Annotated in this window: 13 protein-coding genes; 5 read left to right on the top strand and 8 right to left on the bottom strand. The window is 46.3% G+C overall.

The window, feature by feature from the left end; all coding sequences use genetic code 11:
- Positions 1 to 165: 165 nt before the first annotated feature.
- Positions 166 to 813 (bottom strand): bifunctional 4-hydroxy-2-oxoglutarate aldolase/2-dehydro-3-deoxy-phosphogluconate aldolase, encoded by a 648-nt coding sequence (locus PN462_RS18160; RefSeq protein ID WP_272130238.1) that lies wholly within the window; start codon positions 811 to 813, stop codon positions 166 to 168.
- A 129-nt stretch (positions 814 to 942) separates the two neighbouring features.
- On the opposite strand from PN462_RS18160, the gene PN462_RS18155 reads away from it, so the two are divergent.
- Positions 943 to 1626, top strand: a complete 684-nt coding sequence (locus tag PN462_RS18155) for a TIGR04283 family arsenosugar biosynthesis glycosyltransferase (RefSeq protein ID WP_272130237.1) — start codon at positions 943 to 945, stop codon at positions 1624 to 1626.
- Between the two features lie 66 nt (positions 1627 to 1692).
- The gene (locus tag PN462_RS18150) at positions 1693 to 3048 is read left to right on the top strand and encodes an AAA-like domain-containing protein (RefSeq protein WP_272130236.1); all 1356 of its coding nucleotides are present in this window, start codon (positions 1693 to 1695) and stop codon (positions 3046 to 3048) included.
- Positions 3049 to 3119: 71 nt separating this feature from the next.
- On the opposite strand, the gene PN462_RS18145 is transcribed toward PN462_RS18150, so the two are convergent.
- Positions 3120 to 4403, bottom strand: a complete 1284-nt coding sequence (locus PN462_RS18145; protein ID WP_272130235.1) for a hybrid sensor histidine kinase/response regulator — start codon at positions 4401 to 4403, stop codon at positions 3120 to 3122.
- A 187-nt stretch (positions 4404 to 4590) separates the two neighbouring features.
- The gene (locus PN462_RS18140) at positions 4591 to 8973 is read right to left on the bottom strand and encodes a GAF domain-containing protein (RefSeq protein WP_272130234.1); all 4383 of its coding nucleotides are present in this window, start codon (positions 8971 to 8973) and stop codon (positions 4591 to 4593) included.
- 520 nt (positions 8974 to 9493) lie between these two features.
- On the opposite strand from PN462_RS18140, the gene PN462_RS18135 reads away from it, so the two are divergent.
- A complete protein-coding gene (locus PN462_RS18135) occupies positions 9494 to 9877 on the top strand; it encodes a hypothetical protein (protein WP_272130233.1) in 384 nt (127 codons plus the stop codon).
- Between the two features lie 218 nt (positions 9878 to 10095).
- Here PN462_RS18135 and PN462_RS18130 read toward each other — a convergent pair whose 3' ends face one another.
- Positions 10096 to 10953, bottom strand: a complete 858-nt coding sequence (locus PN462_RS18130; protein WP_272130232.1) for a universal stress protein — start codon at positions 10951 to 10953, stop codon at positions 10096 to 10098.
- Positions 10954 to 11223: 270 nt separating this feature from the next.
- Positions 11224 to 11712, bottom strand: a complete 489-nt coding sequence (locus PN462_RS18125) for a hypothetical protein (RefSeq protein WP_272130231.1) — start codon at positions 11710 to 11712, stop codon at positions 11224 to 11226.
- 97 nt (positions 11713 to 11809) lie between these two features.
- Here PN462_RS18125 and psbQ point away from each other — a divergent pair, with 97 nt between their 5' ends.
- Both psbQ and PN462_RS18115 read left to right on the top strand, forming a co-directional pair.
- Complete coding sequence (gene psbQ / locus PN462_RS18120; protein ID WP_272130230.1) at positions 11810 to 12277, top strand: photosystem II protein PsbQ; 468 nt, start codon at positions 11810 to 11812, stop codon at positions 12275 to 12277.
- Positions 12274 to 13389: an NAD(P)/FAD-dependent oxidoreductase gene (locus tag PN462_RS18115; protein ID WP_272130229.1), complete on the top strand. Its 1116-nt coding sequence runs from the start codon at positions 12274 to 12276 to the stop codon at positions 13387 to 13389. Before psbQ ends, PN462_RS18115 begins: the two co-directional genes overlap by 4 nt.
- Before the next feature lie 232 nt (positions 13390 to 13621).
- Here PN462_RS18115 and PN462_RS18110 read toward each other — a convergent pair whose 3' ends face one another.
- The 3 genes from PN462_RS18110 to PN462_RS18100 form a co-directional block, all read right to left on the bottom strand.
- Positions 13622 to 14908, bottom strand: coding sequence for a hybrid sensor histidine kinase/response regulator (locus tag PN462_RS18110; RefSeq protein ID WP_272130228.1), 1287 nt, complete (start codon positions 14906 to 14908; stop codon positions 13622 to 13624).
- A 332-nt stretch (positions 14909 to 15240) separates the two neighbouring features.
- Entirely contained in the window at positions 15241 to 15966 is a 726-nt protein-coding gene (locus PN462_RS18105; protein ID WP_272130227.1) for a WD40 repeat domain-containing protein, read from the bottom strand.
- Positions 15963 to 18697: NACHT and WD repeat domain-containing protein (locus PN462_RS18100; RefSeq protein WP_272130226.1), on the bottom strand; the 2735-nt coding region annotated here is incomplete at its 5' end. The genes PN462_RS18100 and PN462_RS18105, both read right to left, overlap by 4 nt.

The following is an 18697-nucleotide window of genomic DNA, read 5'->3' as shown; positions in this document are numbered from 1 at the left end:
GCATTGGGTATTGGGTATTGGTTGAGCATTGGGTATTGGGTATTGGTTGAGCATTGGGTATTGGGTATTGGTTGAGCATTGGGTATTGGGTATTGGTTGAGCATTGGGTTTTAACCCAATGCTCATAGCTTAAACCCGTTAAAACGGGTTAATATTAATTATCAATTATTTATTATGATTATCTAATTGAATTTTTTGTTGTAAAATACGGGCATTCTGGGTGATTTCTGTCCAGTTTTGGGTTTGTAGGGTGTGGGGGGGACAGAGGGAACTGGCTAAACCAACAGCGATCGCACCATTGCTGATAAAATTAGCTGCGTTGTCTAGGGTGACTCCTCCCGTGGGGATGAGGGGAATTTCTCCCAAGGGGGTTTTGAGGTTTTTTAAGTATTGCACCCCTCCCACTGCTTGAATGGGAAAGACTTTGACGCAGGTGGCCCCCATTTCCCATGCACCGATGATTTCACTGGGGGTTAATGCTCCTGGAATGATGGGGAGTTGTGCTTGACGGGCTGATTGGATAAGCTGGGGGTTACAGTGGGGAGAGAAGACGAATTGCGCTCCTGCTGCGATCGCATCTTGGAGTTGAGTAGGGTTTAAAATGGTCCCCACCCCAATGGAACAATCGGGGAATTCTTCCCGTAAGGTTTCTACCAGTTGTCCGGGTTGGTCACTATTCCAGGTGATTTCAATAATGCGCATTCCTCCCGCAATGAGTGCTTTGGCCAATTGTTGGCCGAGGGATACACTGGGAGAACGAATCACTGCGATCGCGCGATAGTCTTGCAGCATCGTTAACCATTGTTGAGTCATGGGTAAGGGGGAGTGAATAGTGGATAGTGGATAGTTGCTAGTTCGTGAGTCCAATCACCAATAACTAACAACCAATGACAAAAGCCATGATAACTTGTGTGGGGAGTTGAGCAAAAGTTAGAACCTACGATGAGTGGCCTTTCCGTCATTATTCCAGTTTTAAATGAAGCCAGTCATATCCGCAACACTTTGCGATCGGTGCAACAATATCCAGAGGTGGAGATTATTGTGGTGGATGGGGGGAGTCAGGATGATACCCTTGCACAAGTGGAGTCTTTGGGAATTTCGGTGATCATGTCTCCCCAGAAAGGAAGGGCCCAGCAGATGAATTGGGGTGCAAAACACGCAACCGGGGAGATATTGCTGTTTCTTCACGGGGATACCTGTCTTCCTCCAGACTATGCACCACAGGTACAGGCCGCACTCCAGTCTCCCCAGGTGATAGCAGGTGCATTTACGTTGGGGATTGATAGCGATCGCTGGATTTTTCGGTGGGTGGAAGGGATGGTAAACTTGCGATCGCAGCTTTGTTCTCTCCCCTACGGAGATCAAGCACTTTTTTTAAAAAAAGCTATATTTCAACAGTTTGGCGGTTTTCCTCAATTACCCTTAATGGAAGACTTTGAATTAGTCAAACAACTACGAGGTCGAGGGAAAATTGCGATCGTTTCTCAATCCGTCTTAACCTCCTCCCGTCGTTGGCAAAAATTAGGAGTTTTCAAAACCACACTAATTAATCAACTAATTATATTAGGTTATTTTTTCCGTATTTCCCCTGATTTCTTAGCCCGATGGTATAGAAAAATGCGTTAAACTGCTCAATTTTCACGTATTTTAACTCCCATGTCGTGTATAATTGAAATTTAAAAGCAATTAACAATGCAGGAAAGCGAGCAATTCCTACAACGAATCAATGATTTATTTTTGGAAAGAACAGGGACTTTTTTAAGCCCTATTCAAACCATTCTCTTAATGGAATCACTTCGCAACCCGCAAAAAACCTATGACGAAATTGCTGTAGAAAATAGCTATTCTTCCAGCTACATTAAACATAACATCGCACCTAACCTTTGGAACTCTCTTTCTCAACTATTAGACATAAAAATCAATAAAACGAACTGTCGTATCGTTGCGAAAGCATTTCTCAAAAATCGTGATCCTGCCGAAATTTTACAACAAGTCCAACCCAATACAAAAAACCCTCTCGAATACCCAGAAGGAATTGTTCCCCTAGACTCCCCCTTTTATATTGAACGGCCTCCCCTAGAAGCATTCTGCATTCAAGAAATCTTAAAACCCCACAGTTTAATCCGCATTAAAGGACCGCGCAAAATGGGGAAAACTTCCCTGTTAACCCGCATTCTTTTTGCAGCACAGCAACAAAACTATCAAACTGTAAACATCAGCTTAAATGCTGCGGATAGTCAATTATTAGAAAATAGTCATACTTTTCTCCGTTGGGTTTGTGCTAATATTGCTATTCAATTAGAAATTAACAAAAAAGTCAATCAATATTGGGATGAAGAACTCGGAGCAATTGTCAGTGCTTCATTTTATCTACAAAACTGTATTTTAAAGAATGTCCAAACTCCTTTAGTGTTAGCATTTGATGAAATCAACCAGCTTTTTGAGTTTCCGACGTTAGCGAGAGATTTTTTAGCCTTATTACGGTCATGGTACGAAGAAACCCGCAATATTGAACGCTGGAAAAAACTCCGTTTACTGATTGTTCATTCCACTGATGTTTATATTCCCATTGAAATTAATCATTCTCCCTTTAATGTAGGAACTGCGGTAGAAATTAAACCCTTTACTATCGGACAAGTAAATTTATTAGCACAACGTCATGGAATTTATCTAGATGCAGAGAAACTCCAGCAATTAATGGAAAAAATTGGTGGCTTTCCTTACTTAGTCCGACTCCTTTTGTATCACAGTGTTTACACTGACATGGATGTAGAATCTATACTAAAAGACTCTAATTATTTTACTGCGATCTATCAACACCATTTACAAGGCCAACTTTGGCATCTTCTCAAAAAACCGGAATTAGCTACAGCTTATCAGCAAGTCGTCAATTCTACTAAACCCGTAGAGTTGAACCAAGTTACTGCTTTTAAATTGAATAGTTTAGGGTTAATTCAGTTAACTCAGTCTCCTAACCCCTATCTCCCGAAAAATTATGCTATCCCCAGTTGTGAGTTATATCGTCAATATTTTATTCAACATCTATAAGCATTTATTTTAAGCTCTAAAGAGCTTACGACGAACTTATAGGATTAACTGGGTTAGAATATAATTATCTATTATCCATCATTCTCTACTGACAAAGGAATGGTCAGACTTACTGTTGTTCCTTCTTGGGGAACAGTTTGCACCTCAATTGAACCATTTTGTTTTTCTGTGATAATTTGATAACTAATGGCTAACCCTAACCCAGTCCCTTGACCAATATTTTTAGTCGTGAAAAACGGATCAAAAATATGCGGTTTTATATCATTCGGAATTCCTACCCCATTATCCGTAATACTAATTTTAACTAAATTCTCATCCGTCAGTTCATTTTTAATTGTAATTTCGGGATTGGATAAATCAGATTTTTGTTCGATCGCTTCGATCCCATTGAGAATTAAATTAAAAAAGACCTGGTTTAATTGACCTGAATAACAAAATACCTCTGGTAACTCCCCATAGTCCTTTTTGATGCTAATGGGGGGACGGTGATCGGTTTCTTGTAACCGTTGTTCTAGCATTAAAAGGGTACTCTCTAAATTCTCATGAAGATTCGTTGCTTTTTTCTCTGCTTCATCAATGCAAGCAAAATGTCGCAACCCGACAATGATGTTACGGATGCGTTCTGCGCCGTTTTGCATGGATGCAAGCAAGTTAGGTAAATCACCTTTCAGGAAATCTAGATCAAGATTATCAATTTCTTCTTGGATGTGGGGTTTGGGGTGTGGATATTCCTGATGGTATAAATCTAGTAAATGAAATAAATCTTCGACATATTCAGTGGCAGGTCTAAGATTGCCGTAAATAAAGCTAATTGGATTATTAATTTCATGGGCTAATCCTGCAACTAATTGCCCTAAACCTGCTAATCTTTCCTGTTGAATAAGTTGGGTTTGGGTTCGTTTTAAATCGGTTAAGGTGCGTTTGAGTTGATGATTTTGGTTTTGTAATCTTTTTTGCAAACGACAAACTTGGAGTTGATTTTCAATGCGGGCTAAAACTTCGGTAAATTGAAAGGGTTTTGTGATATAATCATTTCCCCCAATTTCAAAGGCTTTAACTTTATCAATGGCATCATCTAAAGCACTCAAAAAAATGATGGGAATAGCTTTTGTTTCTGGCTTTTGTTTGAGTTCTTTGCAGACTTCATACCCACTCATGTCTGGCATAGTAATATCTAATAAAATTAAGTCTGGGGGGAGGGTTTCAATGGCCATGAATGCCATTTTACCACTTAACGACTTACGGACATTATAGCCTTTTTCAAATAACATAGATGATAAAAACCGAATATTATCCGGTTGGTCATCCACAATGAGAATATCACCTAAGTGCGTTTGATTGGGGGTTGAAGTCATAATTTTTCTGGGTTTTGGGTTTGGTAAAAAAGGGAACAGGGAACAATGAGTTGTTGGTCAAAAAGGGAATCGTTACTAGGGAATAGGAAAAATTTGGTTTTTGCTGATTAGTTATTACCCTCACCTCTCCTTAATCTGTCCTTTGTGTTCTTGGTGTCTTTGTGGTTAACCACTCAACTCTCAACTTTCAACTCTCAATCTCCTGTAATAACTCCATGAGGATATCAAACCGAAACTCATTGACAAACTCTAGTAAAGCATTTTTGAGGTCTTTGTGTTCTTCAGGGATTTCTTCTAGGAGTTGGTGGATTAAATGATCACTACACTGGGCCGCTGCTTGATAGGTTTTCTGTCGCCAACTTTCTGGCATGACGGTTAAAGCGTTTGGGGTGAGATCAAAGGAGGAGGAGGACGGTTGAGAAGATTGTTCCTCATTATAGAGATATTCAATAGTCAGATGTTTCTCAATTTTGGTAAAGAAATCAATTTCTTGAAATGGTTTACTGAGAAAGTCATTACATCCCGCTTCTAAGGCTTTATTATGATCTTCTTTAAAGGCACTGGCCGTTAAGGCAATAATAATGGTTTGTGGTCGTTGGTGTTGGACGGATTCTTTTTGCCGGATCAATTGGGTGGCTTGATATCCGTCCATTACAGGCATTCTAATATCCATCCAAATTAAATCCGGTTGCCAGGACTCCCACAGTGCGATCGCTTCCTCTCCATTATGCGCTTCTCGGACCTCAAACCCCACTGTCTGAAGTAAATTCACCACAAACAGACGATTATAATTTTGGTCTTCCACCACTAACATCTTATAGCGAGGACAGTCCGCAGCTAATCCCACGGGACAAGGGGGAGACGAAGAATCTTTAGGAGTTGTCGAAGTCGTCACCGGAATTTTAAAGGAAAACGTCGCACCTTCCCCCAATTGACTCGACACATCCAACCTTCCCCCCATCAACTGGACAAACTGTTGACTAATCGGTAAACCTAACCCCGTCCCCTCGCGGTTTTTCAGTCCTTTCCCTGACTGAGTAAAGGCTTCAAAAATTTTCTCCACATCCTCTGGACTAATGCCATCCCCAGTATCGGCCACCGCACAAGCTAACCAAAAATCCTCCGTGGTGGTTAAATCAGAATTATATTGCGGTTCAACCCGTAGGGTAATCGATCCCTGTTGGGTAAACTTAATGGCATTGCCAATTAAATTAATTAACACTTGGCGTAATTTACTCTTATCTGCATAGATAAACTCCGGAATGTTCGGATCACGCTGAAAGGTGAGGATTAAGCCTTTAGACTGGGCTTTCAAACGGAACATCTCCTCTAAATTTTGTAAGAGACGATGTAAATTAAAACTTTCTTCATGGAGAACCACCCGGCCTGCCTCAATTTTGGACATTTCCAAGACATCATTAATCAACTCCAGCAAATGTTCCCCACTGCGGTTAATAATGCGGAGATGTTCCTGTTGTTGGGAATTGAGACTGGTATCCCGTTCCATGAGTTGAGTAAACCCAAGAATAGCATTGAGGGGAGTCCGTAATTCGTGACTCATATTGGCCAAAAATTCACTCTTGGCAAAATTGGCCGCATCTGCCGCTTCTTTGGCTTTTTGTAGTTCCTCGGATTGTTGTCGAGTCTGGGCTAAGAGTTGGGCCTGTTGTAGGGCAAATCCTAACTGTGTGCCAATTTGAATGACCATACTTTGTTCACTTTCGTGCCATTGTCGTGGCCCATCATTTTGGTAGGCAGCCAACAAGCCCCACAGGTCTTTCCCGGTGAAAATTGGCACAATGACATAGGCTTTGGCTTGAAATTCCCGGAGGAGGTCTAAATAACATTGTTCAAAGGCCGCATTTTCGATATCAGCCACCGCACGACAGGATAAACCCTGTTGATAGGCCCCGCCACCTGTATCTCGAAAATAGGTGTCTTCAATGGGGGAGGTTTGACGGAGACGGTTAATGGTGCAGCGATCGCTTTCTAGGGTTTTTTCTCGAAATTCGGGATGATTCTCTTGTTCCTCCACCAAAGACTGCCACCCTGCGGCCACAGACTCGGCCACAAATGCCCCACTCCAGTCCTCATAAAACTGATAAATGCCCACGCGATCGCATTTTAACGCCCCGCGTAAGTCTTGAGTCGTAGTGCTGAAAATAGTATCGATATCCAGAGTCCTCCGCATCCGTTCAATAATTGTAATCAGGGTATGCTCCCGATGAGCATTATCTAATAAGGCTTGGTGGGCTTGATGACGGGATTGGGCAATGGCAATCAACTCCCCAATTAATCGTAACCAATTCAATTCCTGTTGCGTCCAAGCCTTACTACTGAACGCATCCACACTCATATACCCCATTACCTGTCCCTGAAACAACAGTGGAACGACCAAAAACGAGGTAATCTCATCGGCCTCCAAAGACGCACGATCAACAGACGCTTCCGGGGGGAGACTCTCCAAAGAGGGAACATGGAGTAGTTGTTGACTATCATAATTCAAGCGTTCCTGGACCCAAGGATAGTCTGACAGAGGAATTAAAGGATTCTCCGACCCTTGGCCTTGGGCTTGCCATTCCTGAACAATGCGCCAATGCTGCCCATCCTGGTTATCGTGGAAAATATAAACATGATCACAGAGGGTTTGTTGGCCAATCACCTGTAAGCTAAAATCAATGGCCTCCTTTAAAGGATCATTGAGCAAATGTTGAGAGATTTGGCTGAGGAGATAGTCTAAGCGCGATCGTAACTTTAACTTCTCCTCCGTCAACTGCCGTTCTAACTCCGTCTCCGCCCGAGCCGCAAAAATCCGTAAAATCGACTGCTCCTTCGCCGTATAGGTAAGCGGTTCAGAGTCCATCACCACCAAATGGCCAATCACCTGCTGTTCACTATTCTTCAACGGAAAACCCAAATAACTCTCCGCGTCTAGGGTTTTTAAATTCTCATCCTCGGGAAACAACTCACAAATATTCTGAGCATAAAACCGTCCCTTCCCCTGCTGAATCACCTCCGCACAAGGAGTCCCCTTGAGATCATAAGCGATCGGAATATCCCAGCCATTATCCCGCCAAAACGCCAACATTCGCACCCGCGTCGTCGGTATATTTAACCCCGCCGTCACAAACGCATATCGGGCATTCAGCAATTGAGCCAAATAGCGCACACTGGTGCGGAAAAACTCATGCCCCGTAATTGAGCTAGTCCCCTGTACAATCATCGTCAGAGCTTCCTCACGCTGGTGACGGTCCGTAATATCATTCCCCGTCACCAGCACACAGGACTCCCCATAAATATCCATAATTTCCGCCGACAACAGCATCGTCAAAATCTGCCCAGACTTCCTGCGATGCTTCACCTCCAAATTGCGGATCATCCCCTTCTCTTGTAAATACTGCTTAAAAATCTCGTGCTGTTGGGGATTCACCCAAAGATTCAACTCCTCAACCGTTTTGCCAATCACTTCCTCCCGTTGGTAGCCATAGAGCGTTAAAAAATTATCATTCACCTCCAAATAGCGACTTTCCCCATAGGTTTTTAGGGAAATAGGATGGGGACTTGAGCGAAAGGCTTTCGTAAACTTCTCTTGGGACGTGCGGAGATGGCAGGCCGCCTGTTGCCGTTCAATCACCTTCCCCAATTGTTGGGCAATACTTCGGAGTAACTGTTGGGAATGTTCCGCCACCGGGGCCACATCCTCCCGCCCAGAAGCCAAAAACATCATCACCGCTTCCACCGAGTCCAGAGGATGGTGGGGATGGCTGACAATGGGAATGGCTAGGGCCTGTTGTAACCCACAAGCCAATGCCGTCTCCCCATCCAAAAACCGAGAATCCCTTAAATGGTTCACACCCACTAATTCTCCCCTTTGCCACACCTGTCCCACTAAACCTTCCTGAAACTTCAAACTGCGCTGACTGCGAATACATTGCAAAGGCGACATTGCCGGGGTTGTTGCTTCCACCGAAACTCGCTCTAACCCCGTCCGTTGAGCGTTCATCATCCAGACTTCCCCATAACTCCACCCCATCACCTCACAGATTAAAGGCAGAACCCGATTAAGAATAGCAATAAAATAGTCCTGTTCCTCACCTCGGTGAAACTCCTGCTCCTCATTGGTTAATTGATTTACTTTTAACAGCAGTTGATTTTCTGCCTCAGTTTGCTGGTGTTGGTGGTGAGACGCTTGTAACTCTCGCGCTTGCGCTTCAACTTTCTTTTGCAGACGCTGGAGGGTAATGTGCTGCTCAATTTGAGCCAACCCGTGTTCCTCCTCAAACGACTGTTTCTGGTGCGTACAGTGTTCCCCGTGACTCCCCCAGGGAATCATCGGAATGCTGTGGGTATTGGCCACCGCTTGTAAGGTTTCACAGACCGCAATTCCCTCTTGTTCCTGGAGACACCCCATGATCACAATAACATCTGGATGGCGATCGGGAAGGGCGTTATCTGCATCAGGGGGAATCGGATAAACTTCATGTCCCCGTTGAGACAGGGTTTCAGCGAGAGAGTCGGGAGAATTACCCACAACAAAGATTATGCCATTATCAGAGGAGGGGGTTGTCATCAGTAGCTCAAGGGGTTAAAAACGAAGAAGAGAAAGAGAAGATTGCAGAGGGAAAAACGGAAAAGTGAACCCAAGGGAACTTGATCCGCTTTATCCCGTCAATAGATGACCCACCCTCTGGAAGGTAAGGTGAGTCAGAAAAGCCGTGCAAAATCCAGCCGTACAAAATCCAACGGTATGGCTTCCGCAGTCGGCTCACTGAACCCAGTAGAAGCATTCCTGACTGGGAGTTTGGTCTATTTGGTTGGTCATCTGAGCTTGTTCCTATTTTGATGCTAACTTAATTCTTTTTTTTTGGGCGTGCTGGGGAGTGGTGGTTGATAGTTGATCGTTATTGGTTCTTTGTTCTTTGTTCTTGGGGGAATAGGCAATAGGCAATAGGGAGGGAAATCCGGCATTTCCCGACACCCGACACCCGATGCTCCCAAAATTTCCAAAAATTTCTTTTCAACTCTTGCGGAATTGGCTATCCTGTGCTTGAGGTTATCCATACTTGCGCGTCTTTGTGGAGGCATAACCCATGAATTTGAAAGCTGTTGCCTTGGCCGCAGTCCTCGGACTGGCTACCCCGATGATCACCGAAACGCTGACTCCTACTGCGGTGATGGCTCAAAGTTCCCCCCGTGGAACGTTTCAAGATGGAACTTGGTTAGTCAATATTGATTATTCCAATAATGCGTTTACGTACTACGGCGAAAATAAACGCAACGGAGACTCTATCTATCTCAGTGGGGCTTCTGTCGGTGGCAACCCCCAACGCCGCATCTACACTTGGAATAATGGCGGATACCGCTATCGCGTTGCTTGGCGACCTAGTGACCCCGATTTTATACGGGTTCGGGTTATTTCCCCCAATGGTCAGGAAATTCTCAACCGTCTCCTCAGTCGCCATTTTGATATTTAGCATTTTTGGTGCGTTGCGCTGTCACGCTTCGCACCAGAAATGCTAACTGTTAATTATTAACTGTTAATAATTAACAGTTAACAACTAATAATAATGAACATTTGAGAGTTCAGTGGATGGTAGGTTGGGGCGTAATCGGTTAACCCAACATTACCCAGTGAAAAATGTTGGGTTACACTCCGTTCCACCCAACCTACAATTTTAGCTGGGTCGCGGCACTACGCTTCTTCTAATTCCCGGGACAGTAAGACCGGACAATTGGCATTGACTCGTACATAGTCCGAGAGGGAAGTCCCCAACAAACGGTCTAAGTCCGGTAAACCTCTGGCTACCGATGGGCGACGTTCAGGGGACCCTATTACCAATAAATCGACATTATTATCCTCGGCCAATTTACAAATTTGTTCTCCTGGTTTACCCCCCGTTACAATGCAACGATAGGGAATGCCCATGCGTTTCACTTTCGGTAATGCGTCGGCAATGACTGGGTTATTCTCAATATCAGCTTTGGAGAGGGGTAATAATTTCGGGTCTAGGTCAGGGTTGACACGGGTTAAAATCACTTCTACTCCCTTGGCCCCATTGAGCATGGAGAGGGTTAAATCTAAACTCGCTTGGGAGGTTGGGGTTTTCCCTAAAGCGATCATGACTCGCTTAATTTTTGTTACATAAATATCATCTTTGACCAGTAACATGGGACGGTCGGTGAGTTGGAAAACGTACTGGCTGACGGAGTTTTCTAAGATGGCTACCAGTCGTTTTAGACCCCGTGACCCCATAATAATCAAGTCTGCCCCAATTTCTTCGGCGACTTGGCAAACGGTGTCTTTGGGTTCACCTTGACGTTTTATGGTAGAGATGAGTTTGTTGTCAAGGTTCAGCTTGTCTGCTGCTTCTGCGAGAATTTTGTCTCCTTCAGCCATTTTGGTTTCCATGCCCCCTTCTGAGACTTGGGAGGGGACGACGTGGAGAATGGTCACGGAGACGTTTTTGAAGTTGGGTAAATCTAAGAGGGATTGCAACATTTCTTCGGGGTTGCCGGTCCCAGAATCAGCTAATAGGATTTTTTTGATCATGGTTTCTCTGTGCTACTGAGGGCATCGTCTGGTTCAAAGGGGTCACTAACCGGGAGGACTTATGCAGAAGATTAGCGTTAATGGGAGTATGACCCACAAAAACGGCTAATATTGCGGTTTAACCGACATTTTGCATAAGTTCCGACTGTGACTTGTTTTTATTGTTAAGCATGAGGTGAACCTTTGTCTCGAATGTTTACGAAATGTGACTAAGTGAACTCCCCTAACTAACCGCAAGGGGTATAGGTGGGGACTTCTGCCAACATTCTGTTAAATGAGGGTTTGGACGGTTGCGATCGCATCTTGGACCGAATGGACAATCAACACCTGATGGGGGGCCAGTTGGCGAAAAAAACCGTGACTTTCCTTCATCTCCGTTAACAAAACCACAGATTTGCCATTTTTCAAGGCCAAAGCCACCTCTGAGGCTGTCCCCAACCCCATCCCACAGGCAATCACGACATCGGAGGACAACACATTAATATTATTCCGACCATTCCCCAAGTCCGTACAAATGACCACATCCACAAATTCCGAAACCGACCGGGGTTCGGCACTGGGTAACACCCCCACTGTTAACCCTCCAGCTTCCTTGGCCCCCCGATTGGCCGCGGCCATTACTCCCACATTACGCCCCCCGGTTAATAAACCCCACTGGGCTTGAGCAATGAGCATTCCCAAGGCGTAGGCGTTTTCCAAGTCTCGTGAGGTGGCCGACAGTCCCGGCCCCATCACACCAATCATCCTTTTTCGAGTCATAACACTATCTGTTGTGGATAGAGACGGCATAATCTTTAAAAAGGGGGATTCTCAAGGTATTGTAAAAAATTGATGTAGAACAGGACTTTTTAAGATCATGAACAGATTACGTGCTATCTTACCCATCCTGTTGGTTTTAGTAATGACCTTGGTTACGGCTTGTGGGGGAAATGTTGCCCAAGAACCCCCCACCTATACGCCGGAAAAAATTACTGAAATTCAACAGGTTCTCAAACCCGTGAAGCAGGTACGAGAACGGATGCCGGAGTTAAAAGAGTATATTGACGAAAAAGACTGGAATGATGTGGACTCCTTCATTCATGGTCCTTTAGGGGGCATTCGCCAAAGTTTAGGGTATGTCAACCGCACTCTGTTAGAGGATGACCAACCCCCCGCCAAAGAAACCGCCGAACGCTTATTTAAAGATTTAGAACGGATCGATTCGGCTGCGGATGCGGAGGTGTATGCAGATGCTGTGCGCTATTATAACCGGGCTGTAGAGGATTTGGATCAGTATCTAGACCTAATTCCCACTGAACCAACGGACAGTGAGACGAGTGCATGAAGCATTTTGCCGTCATTGGGGGAGGAGTGGTTGGGGCAGCTATTACCTATGAACTCAGCCGCCTCTCCCAATTACAAGTCACTTTGTTAGAGCAACAAGAAGCGGCCTCCGGGGCAACGGGGGCCGCCTTGGGGATTTTAATGGGGGTGGTGAGTCAGAAGACTAAAGGCCGCGCTTGGCGACTGCGGGAGATGAGTTTGCAGCGTTATCAGACGCTGCTTCCGGAGTTGGAAGCCTTAACGGGGTTGTCCATTCCTTGGAATAACCAAGGACTGGTGAAACTCTGTGTTCAGGCTGAGGACTGGCCTCGGTGGCAACGGTTACAGGCGGAACGAGAGCAGATGGGTTGGCCGTTGGAGTTGTGGGACCGGGACACCCTGGCCACTCGCTGTCCTCCGATACAGCATGGGGAGTTGGTGGGGGCGGTGTATTCTCCCCAAGATGGCCAGGTGAACCCGGTGGCACTGACTGAGGCGTTGATTGCTGGAGCGCGACAAAATGGGGCAAATTGCCGCTTTGGGGTGACGGTAAGGGGAGGTATCGAATCCCCGGCGCAACCGCCCTTCTGTCGTCAGCTAGACACCTCTCAAGGCCCGTTAGCGGTGGATGGGGTGATTATTGCGGCGGGGTTAGGTTCTACTCCCCTGACGGAACATTGGCAGTCTCCGGTGTCTATTTTCCCGGTTTTGGGCCAAGGACTGCGGGTGCGACTGGCTGAACCGTTGGGAGATGTAGGGTTTCAGCCTGTGATTGCTGGGGAAGGGGTGAATATTGTGCCGTTGGGGGGGTTGGAGTATGGGTTGGGGGCTACGGTGGAGTTTCCCGATGCGTCGGGGGTGGTGGTGGCTGATGGAATGGAGTTGGAGGGGTTGTTGGAACGCGCGATCGCAATTTGCCCCACTTTAGCCCAGGCCGAAATTCTCCAAATCTGGTCTGGAAAACGCCCCCGCCCCCAAGGCCGTCCTGCCCCAGTCATCGAACCTTTAGCCAATTATGATAATATCTGGCTGGCTTCTGGCCATTACCGCAATGGTGTCCTCTTAGCCCCCGCAACCGCTTTAATGGTTCGGGATTTTATTACAAATACACCTTGGGTTTCAACCCAAGGCTAAGAGTTTAAACCCGTTAAAAACGGGTTGATAGACTAACTTAAAACTTTAGCCGTTAAAATTTAGCCGTTACACAGTCAGAGGTGAAAGAAGCTCACTTGCGAGCTTACTACGAACAGATACACAATATATGAATGCTTCCTCTTAACTCACTTTTCCCTTTTTGTCAACTTCCCTAACCTAAATGTTTACGTTAATGGTTAATTGTGAATTGTTAATTGTTAATTGTGAATTATTAATTGTCAACCGGGAGACGCAAAATAAACGCTGTGCCATCATTCACCTGAGATTGACATTCAATAGTCCCCCCATGTTTCTCTACAATAATTGAGTGAACAATAGCTAACCCTAACCCGGTCCCTTTTCCGACTGGTTTGGTGGTAAAAAAGGGATTAAATAACTTGTCTTGCACTTCCGGAGGAATGCCTCCCGCATTATCGGTGATGCGAATTTCAATGTCTTTTTCTCGTTTTTGGGTGATAATCTCAATTTTACGCTCGGATTTTCGGTTTTCTTCTAACGCATCAATGGCATTCACTAATAAATTCATAAAAACTTGATTCAGTTGCCCTGGATAACATTTGACGAGGGGAAGTTTACCATAGTCTCGAATAATTTCAATGCCTGGATCATCTCCTTTGGCCTTCGTTTTACTGTGGAGAATCATTAAGGTACTATCAATCCCTGCGTGTAAATCGGCTTCTTTAAATTCCGCTTCATCAACACGGGAAAAATTGCGTAATGAAAGAACAATTTCCCGGATTCGTTCTGCCCCAATTTGCATAGAGTTTAACAATCTTGGTAAGTCTTCATTGACAAACTCTAAGTCAATTTCTTCAATCAGTTCTTCAATTTCTTCACCGGGATCAGGGTCTTTTTCTTGATATTTTTGTACTAATTCTAAGAGGCCGTGGGTGTATTCTGAGGCATAGCGAAGGTTGCCGTAAATAAAGTTAACCGGGTTATTAATTTCGTGGGCAACCCCAGCGACTAATTGCCCTAACGCAGACATTTTTTCCCCTAATACCAGTTGGGACTGAGTTCGTTTTAGTTCTGCTGTGCGTTCTTCCACTTGTCGTTCTAATTCATGGTTAAAGTTTTCTAATTTTTCATTTTTTTGGGCTAAATCTAAGGTCAGCGATCGCAGTTTCAAATGTAGGTTAATTCTAGCTAACACTTCTTCCTGTTGAAAGGGCTTGGTAATATAATCAACTGCCCCCAAGGATAACCCCTTAACTTTATCTACAGTATCAGATAAAGCTGTCATAAAAATTACCGGAATTTCTTTAAGTTTCGGGTCTTCTTTCATGCGACGACAAGTTTCAAACCCGTCTATTCCTGGCATCATAACATCTAATAACACTAAGTCCGGGCTAATTTCTTGGAGTTTACTTAACGCACTTTCTCCATCTTTCGCCACCAGAACTTTAAACCCCGATTCTTTTAAAAAATTAAATAAAACTTTAATATTAGTCGGATTGTCATCGACGATGAGTAGTATGGGCTTATTAGGATTATCCATGGGTTTATTTCAGTCTGTTTAACCAGAGAATAGAAAGGCTTTAACAACTCAAGACTGCTATCTTCTAATCCAGTGGAGGAATTTCGTTTCTATTGTGAACGACAGGCCGTATAAATTAAGTTAAATTACGGTTAACATCCCTTTAATTTTACGCCAGGTTTCCATCACCTGACCAACCTTCTGAACCCTGACCTCCTTAACATTGAGAGTAAGCATTGAGCTATCATTGGTCAGCCGCGACTCTTAAAAGGCTTACTGCGCAACGGGTGGCCGATGGAAGATAGCAAGGTTTCCTCGCCCTCTCCAAGGCCACTTTCCTGACAATACAATACTTAAAATTGACATAACCTGCGATCGCTGTCACTTAAACTCGGATTCGTTTGTAAATAGTCTGCCATCCATTGACACCCCTTTTTTAATAAATCCTCCAAATCTAAATTCCACAAAATCACCGTTTGGTCTGCACTGGCCGAAGCCAACAGACGACCATCGGGACTAAACTCTATCTTGACAACACTTCCCTGATGTGCCTGTAATGTGGTTAACAAAGTGCCTTGTAAACTCCACAATTTCACCGTGCCATCCTGACTACCAGAGGCTAAAATTTGTCCATCGGGACTAAAGGCCACCGTATTCACCTTACTCAAATGACCCCGTAAGGTTTGACTAGACCCCTCTGAGTCGTCAAGATACCAAAGTTTGACCGTCCCATCATCACTGGCTGAGGCTAAAATTTGTCCATCGGGACTAAAGGCCACTTGAGACACCTGACTCCCATGGCCCCGTAACCGGATAGATTGAGTCGATAACTGTTGTCCCCCCCCTTGTCGAATATAAATCACCTCATCTTCCCCACTACTGGCCAAACGCTGGCCATCGGGACTCCAGGCCACCGTTGTCACCTCCTCCTCATGGGCCATCATCGTTTGCAGTAACTCCCCTTGGGGAGTCCAGAGTTTTAAAGTCCCCTGCTTCCCCCCCGTCACCAGTTGACCAGTTGCAGGGTTAACGGCCACCGCTAACTCCCCTCCCCCTAAACTAAACCATTCCTGACTCACCTTTCCCGCCCAATCTTGGATTGGATTTGAATGCGTCCCGTTAACCCCACCGACACCACCTCTTGAGTCGGAGTCCCTTGTAACTCCGTGAGGAAGTCCGGATAGGTCGTTAAAATTTTCTGTAAACTCCCATTTCTCCCCCACCGTCGTATTCTCCCTTCCTGAGTGGCTGTTAACACCTGTTGTCCTTGGGAATGAAAGATTACCCCTTGGACAGGACTTTCGTGGCGTAAAACGCGCAAAGACCGGGGCTGAGGATGCCATAATTTAATGGTGGTATCCGCACTAGCGGAGGCCAAGGTTTGGGCATCGGGACTAAAACTCACACTATAGGTCGAAGCATTATGACCCGCAAAAGTTGTCACCAATGTGCCATCTAACCGCCATAATCGAATCGTTTGGTCTGCACTGGCCGTGGCCAGTAAGCGGCCATCGGGACTAAACGCTACTCCCCACACCACATCCTCATGGGCCGGCCAGGCTTGGAGGAGTTGGTCATTTTTGTCCCACAGTCGCACCTTTCCCCCTTTACTCACCGAAGCTAAAGTTTGACTATCGGGACTAAAGGCTAACCGTGTCACCGACTGTTCATGGCCGCGGAGGGTAGCTAACCGTTGTCCGTTGTTTGCCCACAGTTTCACGGTACTATTACTACTCCCCGAAGCCAGTACAGTCCCGTCGGGACTCCAGACGACATCGGTAATGGCCGTCCCATGACCTTTGCGGGTTGCTTGTAATTGGCCGGTGTTGTCCCAAAATTGCAGACTGCCATCCATGCCAGCGGCCACAATGGTATTCTCTTGGGGATGAATGGCAACACTGGTGAGTTTGGTGTCTTGGCCGCGATCGGTCCACTGTAACTGACCGTCCACATTCCAGACTTTCACGGTCCCATCATAACTCACTGAGGCGAACTGTTGACTGTCGGACTGCCATGCGACTTGACGCACTAAGTCTTGATGGTCGGTGAGGGTAGCTAATTGTTGTCCGTTTTTGGCCCAGAGTTTCACGGTATGGTCATCGCTGGCTGAGGCTAAATATTCTCCGTCGGGACTAAAGGCCACATCAATGACGGTGCGGTCGTGGTCTTCGAGGTGATTATATTCCCTAATACCATAGACGGTTTGTTGTAAGGCGGCAATGGTTCGCATTCGGGTTTCGGGTTGTAGGTTACGGGAGGTTCGGACTTGTTGGGCGGCCCGAATACTGGCGAATAAGGATTCTAATTCTTTTTTGGAGGCGAATAGTTGTTCGGAGGATAAACTCAAGATACTCAAGCGGACTCCGACTTTTCCTGTATTGGCCCTTTGCCATTGCCACCCAGCTAGGAGTCCGAGGGTGAGGGAAATCATTAAGCCGGTGGAGAGAAGCCAAACGATTTGTTGTTTGAGGCTGTGACGGTGGCGTTGTTCTTGGTGTTGTCGGGTTAAGCTGGCTTGGATATAGGCTTGTTCGCTGGGGGTTAATTGGTCTTGACGGTCACTTAACCAGCGTTGGGCTTCTAAGAGGGGGGTCCCGTGGAGTAAGTAGCCGTCGTCTTGGTGGCTGTTGTCCCATTGTCGTAGGGCGACTCGGAGTTGTTCTTGCCAGAGACGAAAGGTGCGGTCTTCGGCTAACCAGTGGCCTAGTCGGTCCCAGGCGGAGATTAAGGCTTCGTGGACAATTTCGACGCTATCTTCGGCGACGATGACAAGACGGGCTTTGACTAATTTTTGCAGGAGGGGTTGGCTTTGTTCACCGAGTTCGGTGCGGTTGGCGATGCGTCGGGTGTCGGCGGTTTCGTCTCCGGGGTGGACGAGTTGCAGAAAGAGACGACGGGCCTGTTGTTGTTCGTCGGGGGAGAGGGTGTTGTAGAATTGCTCTGCGTGACTCGCTAAGGCTTGTTGGACTCCCCCAATGGACTCGTACCCGGAATGGGTCAAACACCCGCCTTCCTGACGGTCCCAGAGGAGGGTGAGGGCAAATTCTAGGAGGGGGAGGTGGCCGGGTTCGTCTCCTACTGCGTCTAAGATGCGTTCGGTGAGGCCGGGGGCTATGGTGATGCCTTGTTTGGCGGCGGGTTGACGGATGGTATCCTGTAACTCTTGGCGGGTCATGGGTTGCAGGAGTTCGGGACTATGGGTGCAAAGGGCGGTGGCTAATTGGCGATCGCGCAAGGTATGCTGGAGAAAGTCGGCCCGGAGGGTACAAACTAGGGTGAAGAAAAAGGTGGGCAAGCGATCGCGCACGGCGATGGGTTGTAGGAGGAGTTCGATAAATTGCTGTTGGGTGGCGGAGTTGGGACAGAGGGTGTAGAGTTCTTCGAGTTGATCGATGACCAGCAGAAAGCGGTGTTGGTCGGGGTGTTTTTGCCAGAGGAAGTCGCACATATCCCGCAGGGTGACTTCTCGGTTTTGTAAGGCGAGGGTGAGTTGGTGGGCTTCCCGTAGTTGTTCGGTTTCGCTGAGGTGGGGGTGGAGGGCAGAGATGAGGGCGTTGGCGAGTTGGAAGAAGGGACGATGGCCGGGACGCAGTTGCACGATAATGGCTTCTTGGCGAAATTTGGGCAGCAGTCCGGCAAAGATGACTGATGATTTGCCACTGCCTGAGGGGCCAATGAGGGTGACGAGGGGTTTGGTGTAGAGGGCATAGACTAATTTATCGACGACTCCTTGCCGTCCGAAGAAATAGGGCGCATGATCGGCGTAAAATGGGGCGAGTCCCCGATAGAAGGGGGAGGGGTGTTGGGGAG

Source organism: Spirulina sp. CS-785/01, assembly GCF_028330525.1.
Classification (GTDB): domain Bacteria; phylum Cyanobacteriota; class Cyanobacteriia; order Cyanobacteriales; family Spirulinaceae; genus JAQMSD01.
Note: the sequence above shows the minus strand (reverse complement) of the source record. Positions and strands in the feature narration are given on the sequence as shown.

Bases quoted from the DNA above. Each gene is read 5' to 3' on its own strand.
- PN462_RS18150 (WP_272130236.1), top strand. From the start codon at position 1,693: ATGCAGGAAAGCGAGCAATTCCTACAACGAATCAATGATTTATTTTTG.
- PN462_RS18110 (WP_272130228.1), bottom strand. From the start codon at position 14,908: ATGGATAATCCTAATAAGCCCATACTACTCATCGTCGATGACAATCCG.
- PN462_RS18145 (WP_272130235.1), bottom strand. From the start codon at position 4,403: ATGACTTCAACCCCCAATCAAACGCACTTAGGTGATATTCTCATTGTG.
- psbQ (WP_272130230.1), top strand. From the start codon at position 11,810: ATGAACAGATTACGTGCTATCTTACCCATCCTGTTGGTTTTAGTAATG.
- PN462_RS18135 (WP_272130233.1), top strand. From the start codon at position 9,494: ATGAATTTGAAAGCTGTTGCCTTGGCCGCAGTCCTCGGACTGGCTACC.
- PN462_RS18155 (WP_272130237.1), top strand. From the start codon at position 943: ATGAGTGGCCTTTCCGTCATTATTCCAGTTTTAAATGAAGCCAGTCAT.
- PN462_RS18160 (WP_272130238.1), bottom strand. From the start codon at position 813: ATGACTCAACAATGGTTAACGATGCTGCAAGACTATCGCGCGATCGCA.
- PN462_RS18125 (WP_272130231.1), bottom strand. From the start codon at position 11,712: ATGACTCGAAAAAGGATGATTGGTGTGATGGGGCCGGGACTGTCGGCC.
- PN462_RS18140 (WP_272130234.1), bottom strand. From the start codon at position 8,973: ATGACAACCCCCTCCTCTGATAATGGCATAATCTTTGTTGTGGGTAAT.
- PN462_RS18130 (WP_272130232.1), bottom strand. From the start codon at position 10,953: ATGATCAAAAAAATCCTATTAGCTGATTCTGGGACCGGCAACCCCGAA.
- PN462_RS18115 (WP_272130229.1), top strand. From the start codon at position 12,274: ATGAAGCATTTTGCCGTCATTGGGGGAGGAGTGGTTGGGGCAGCTATT.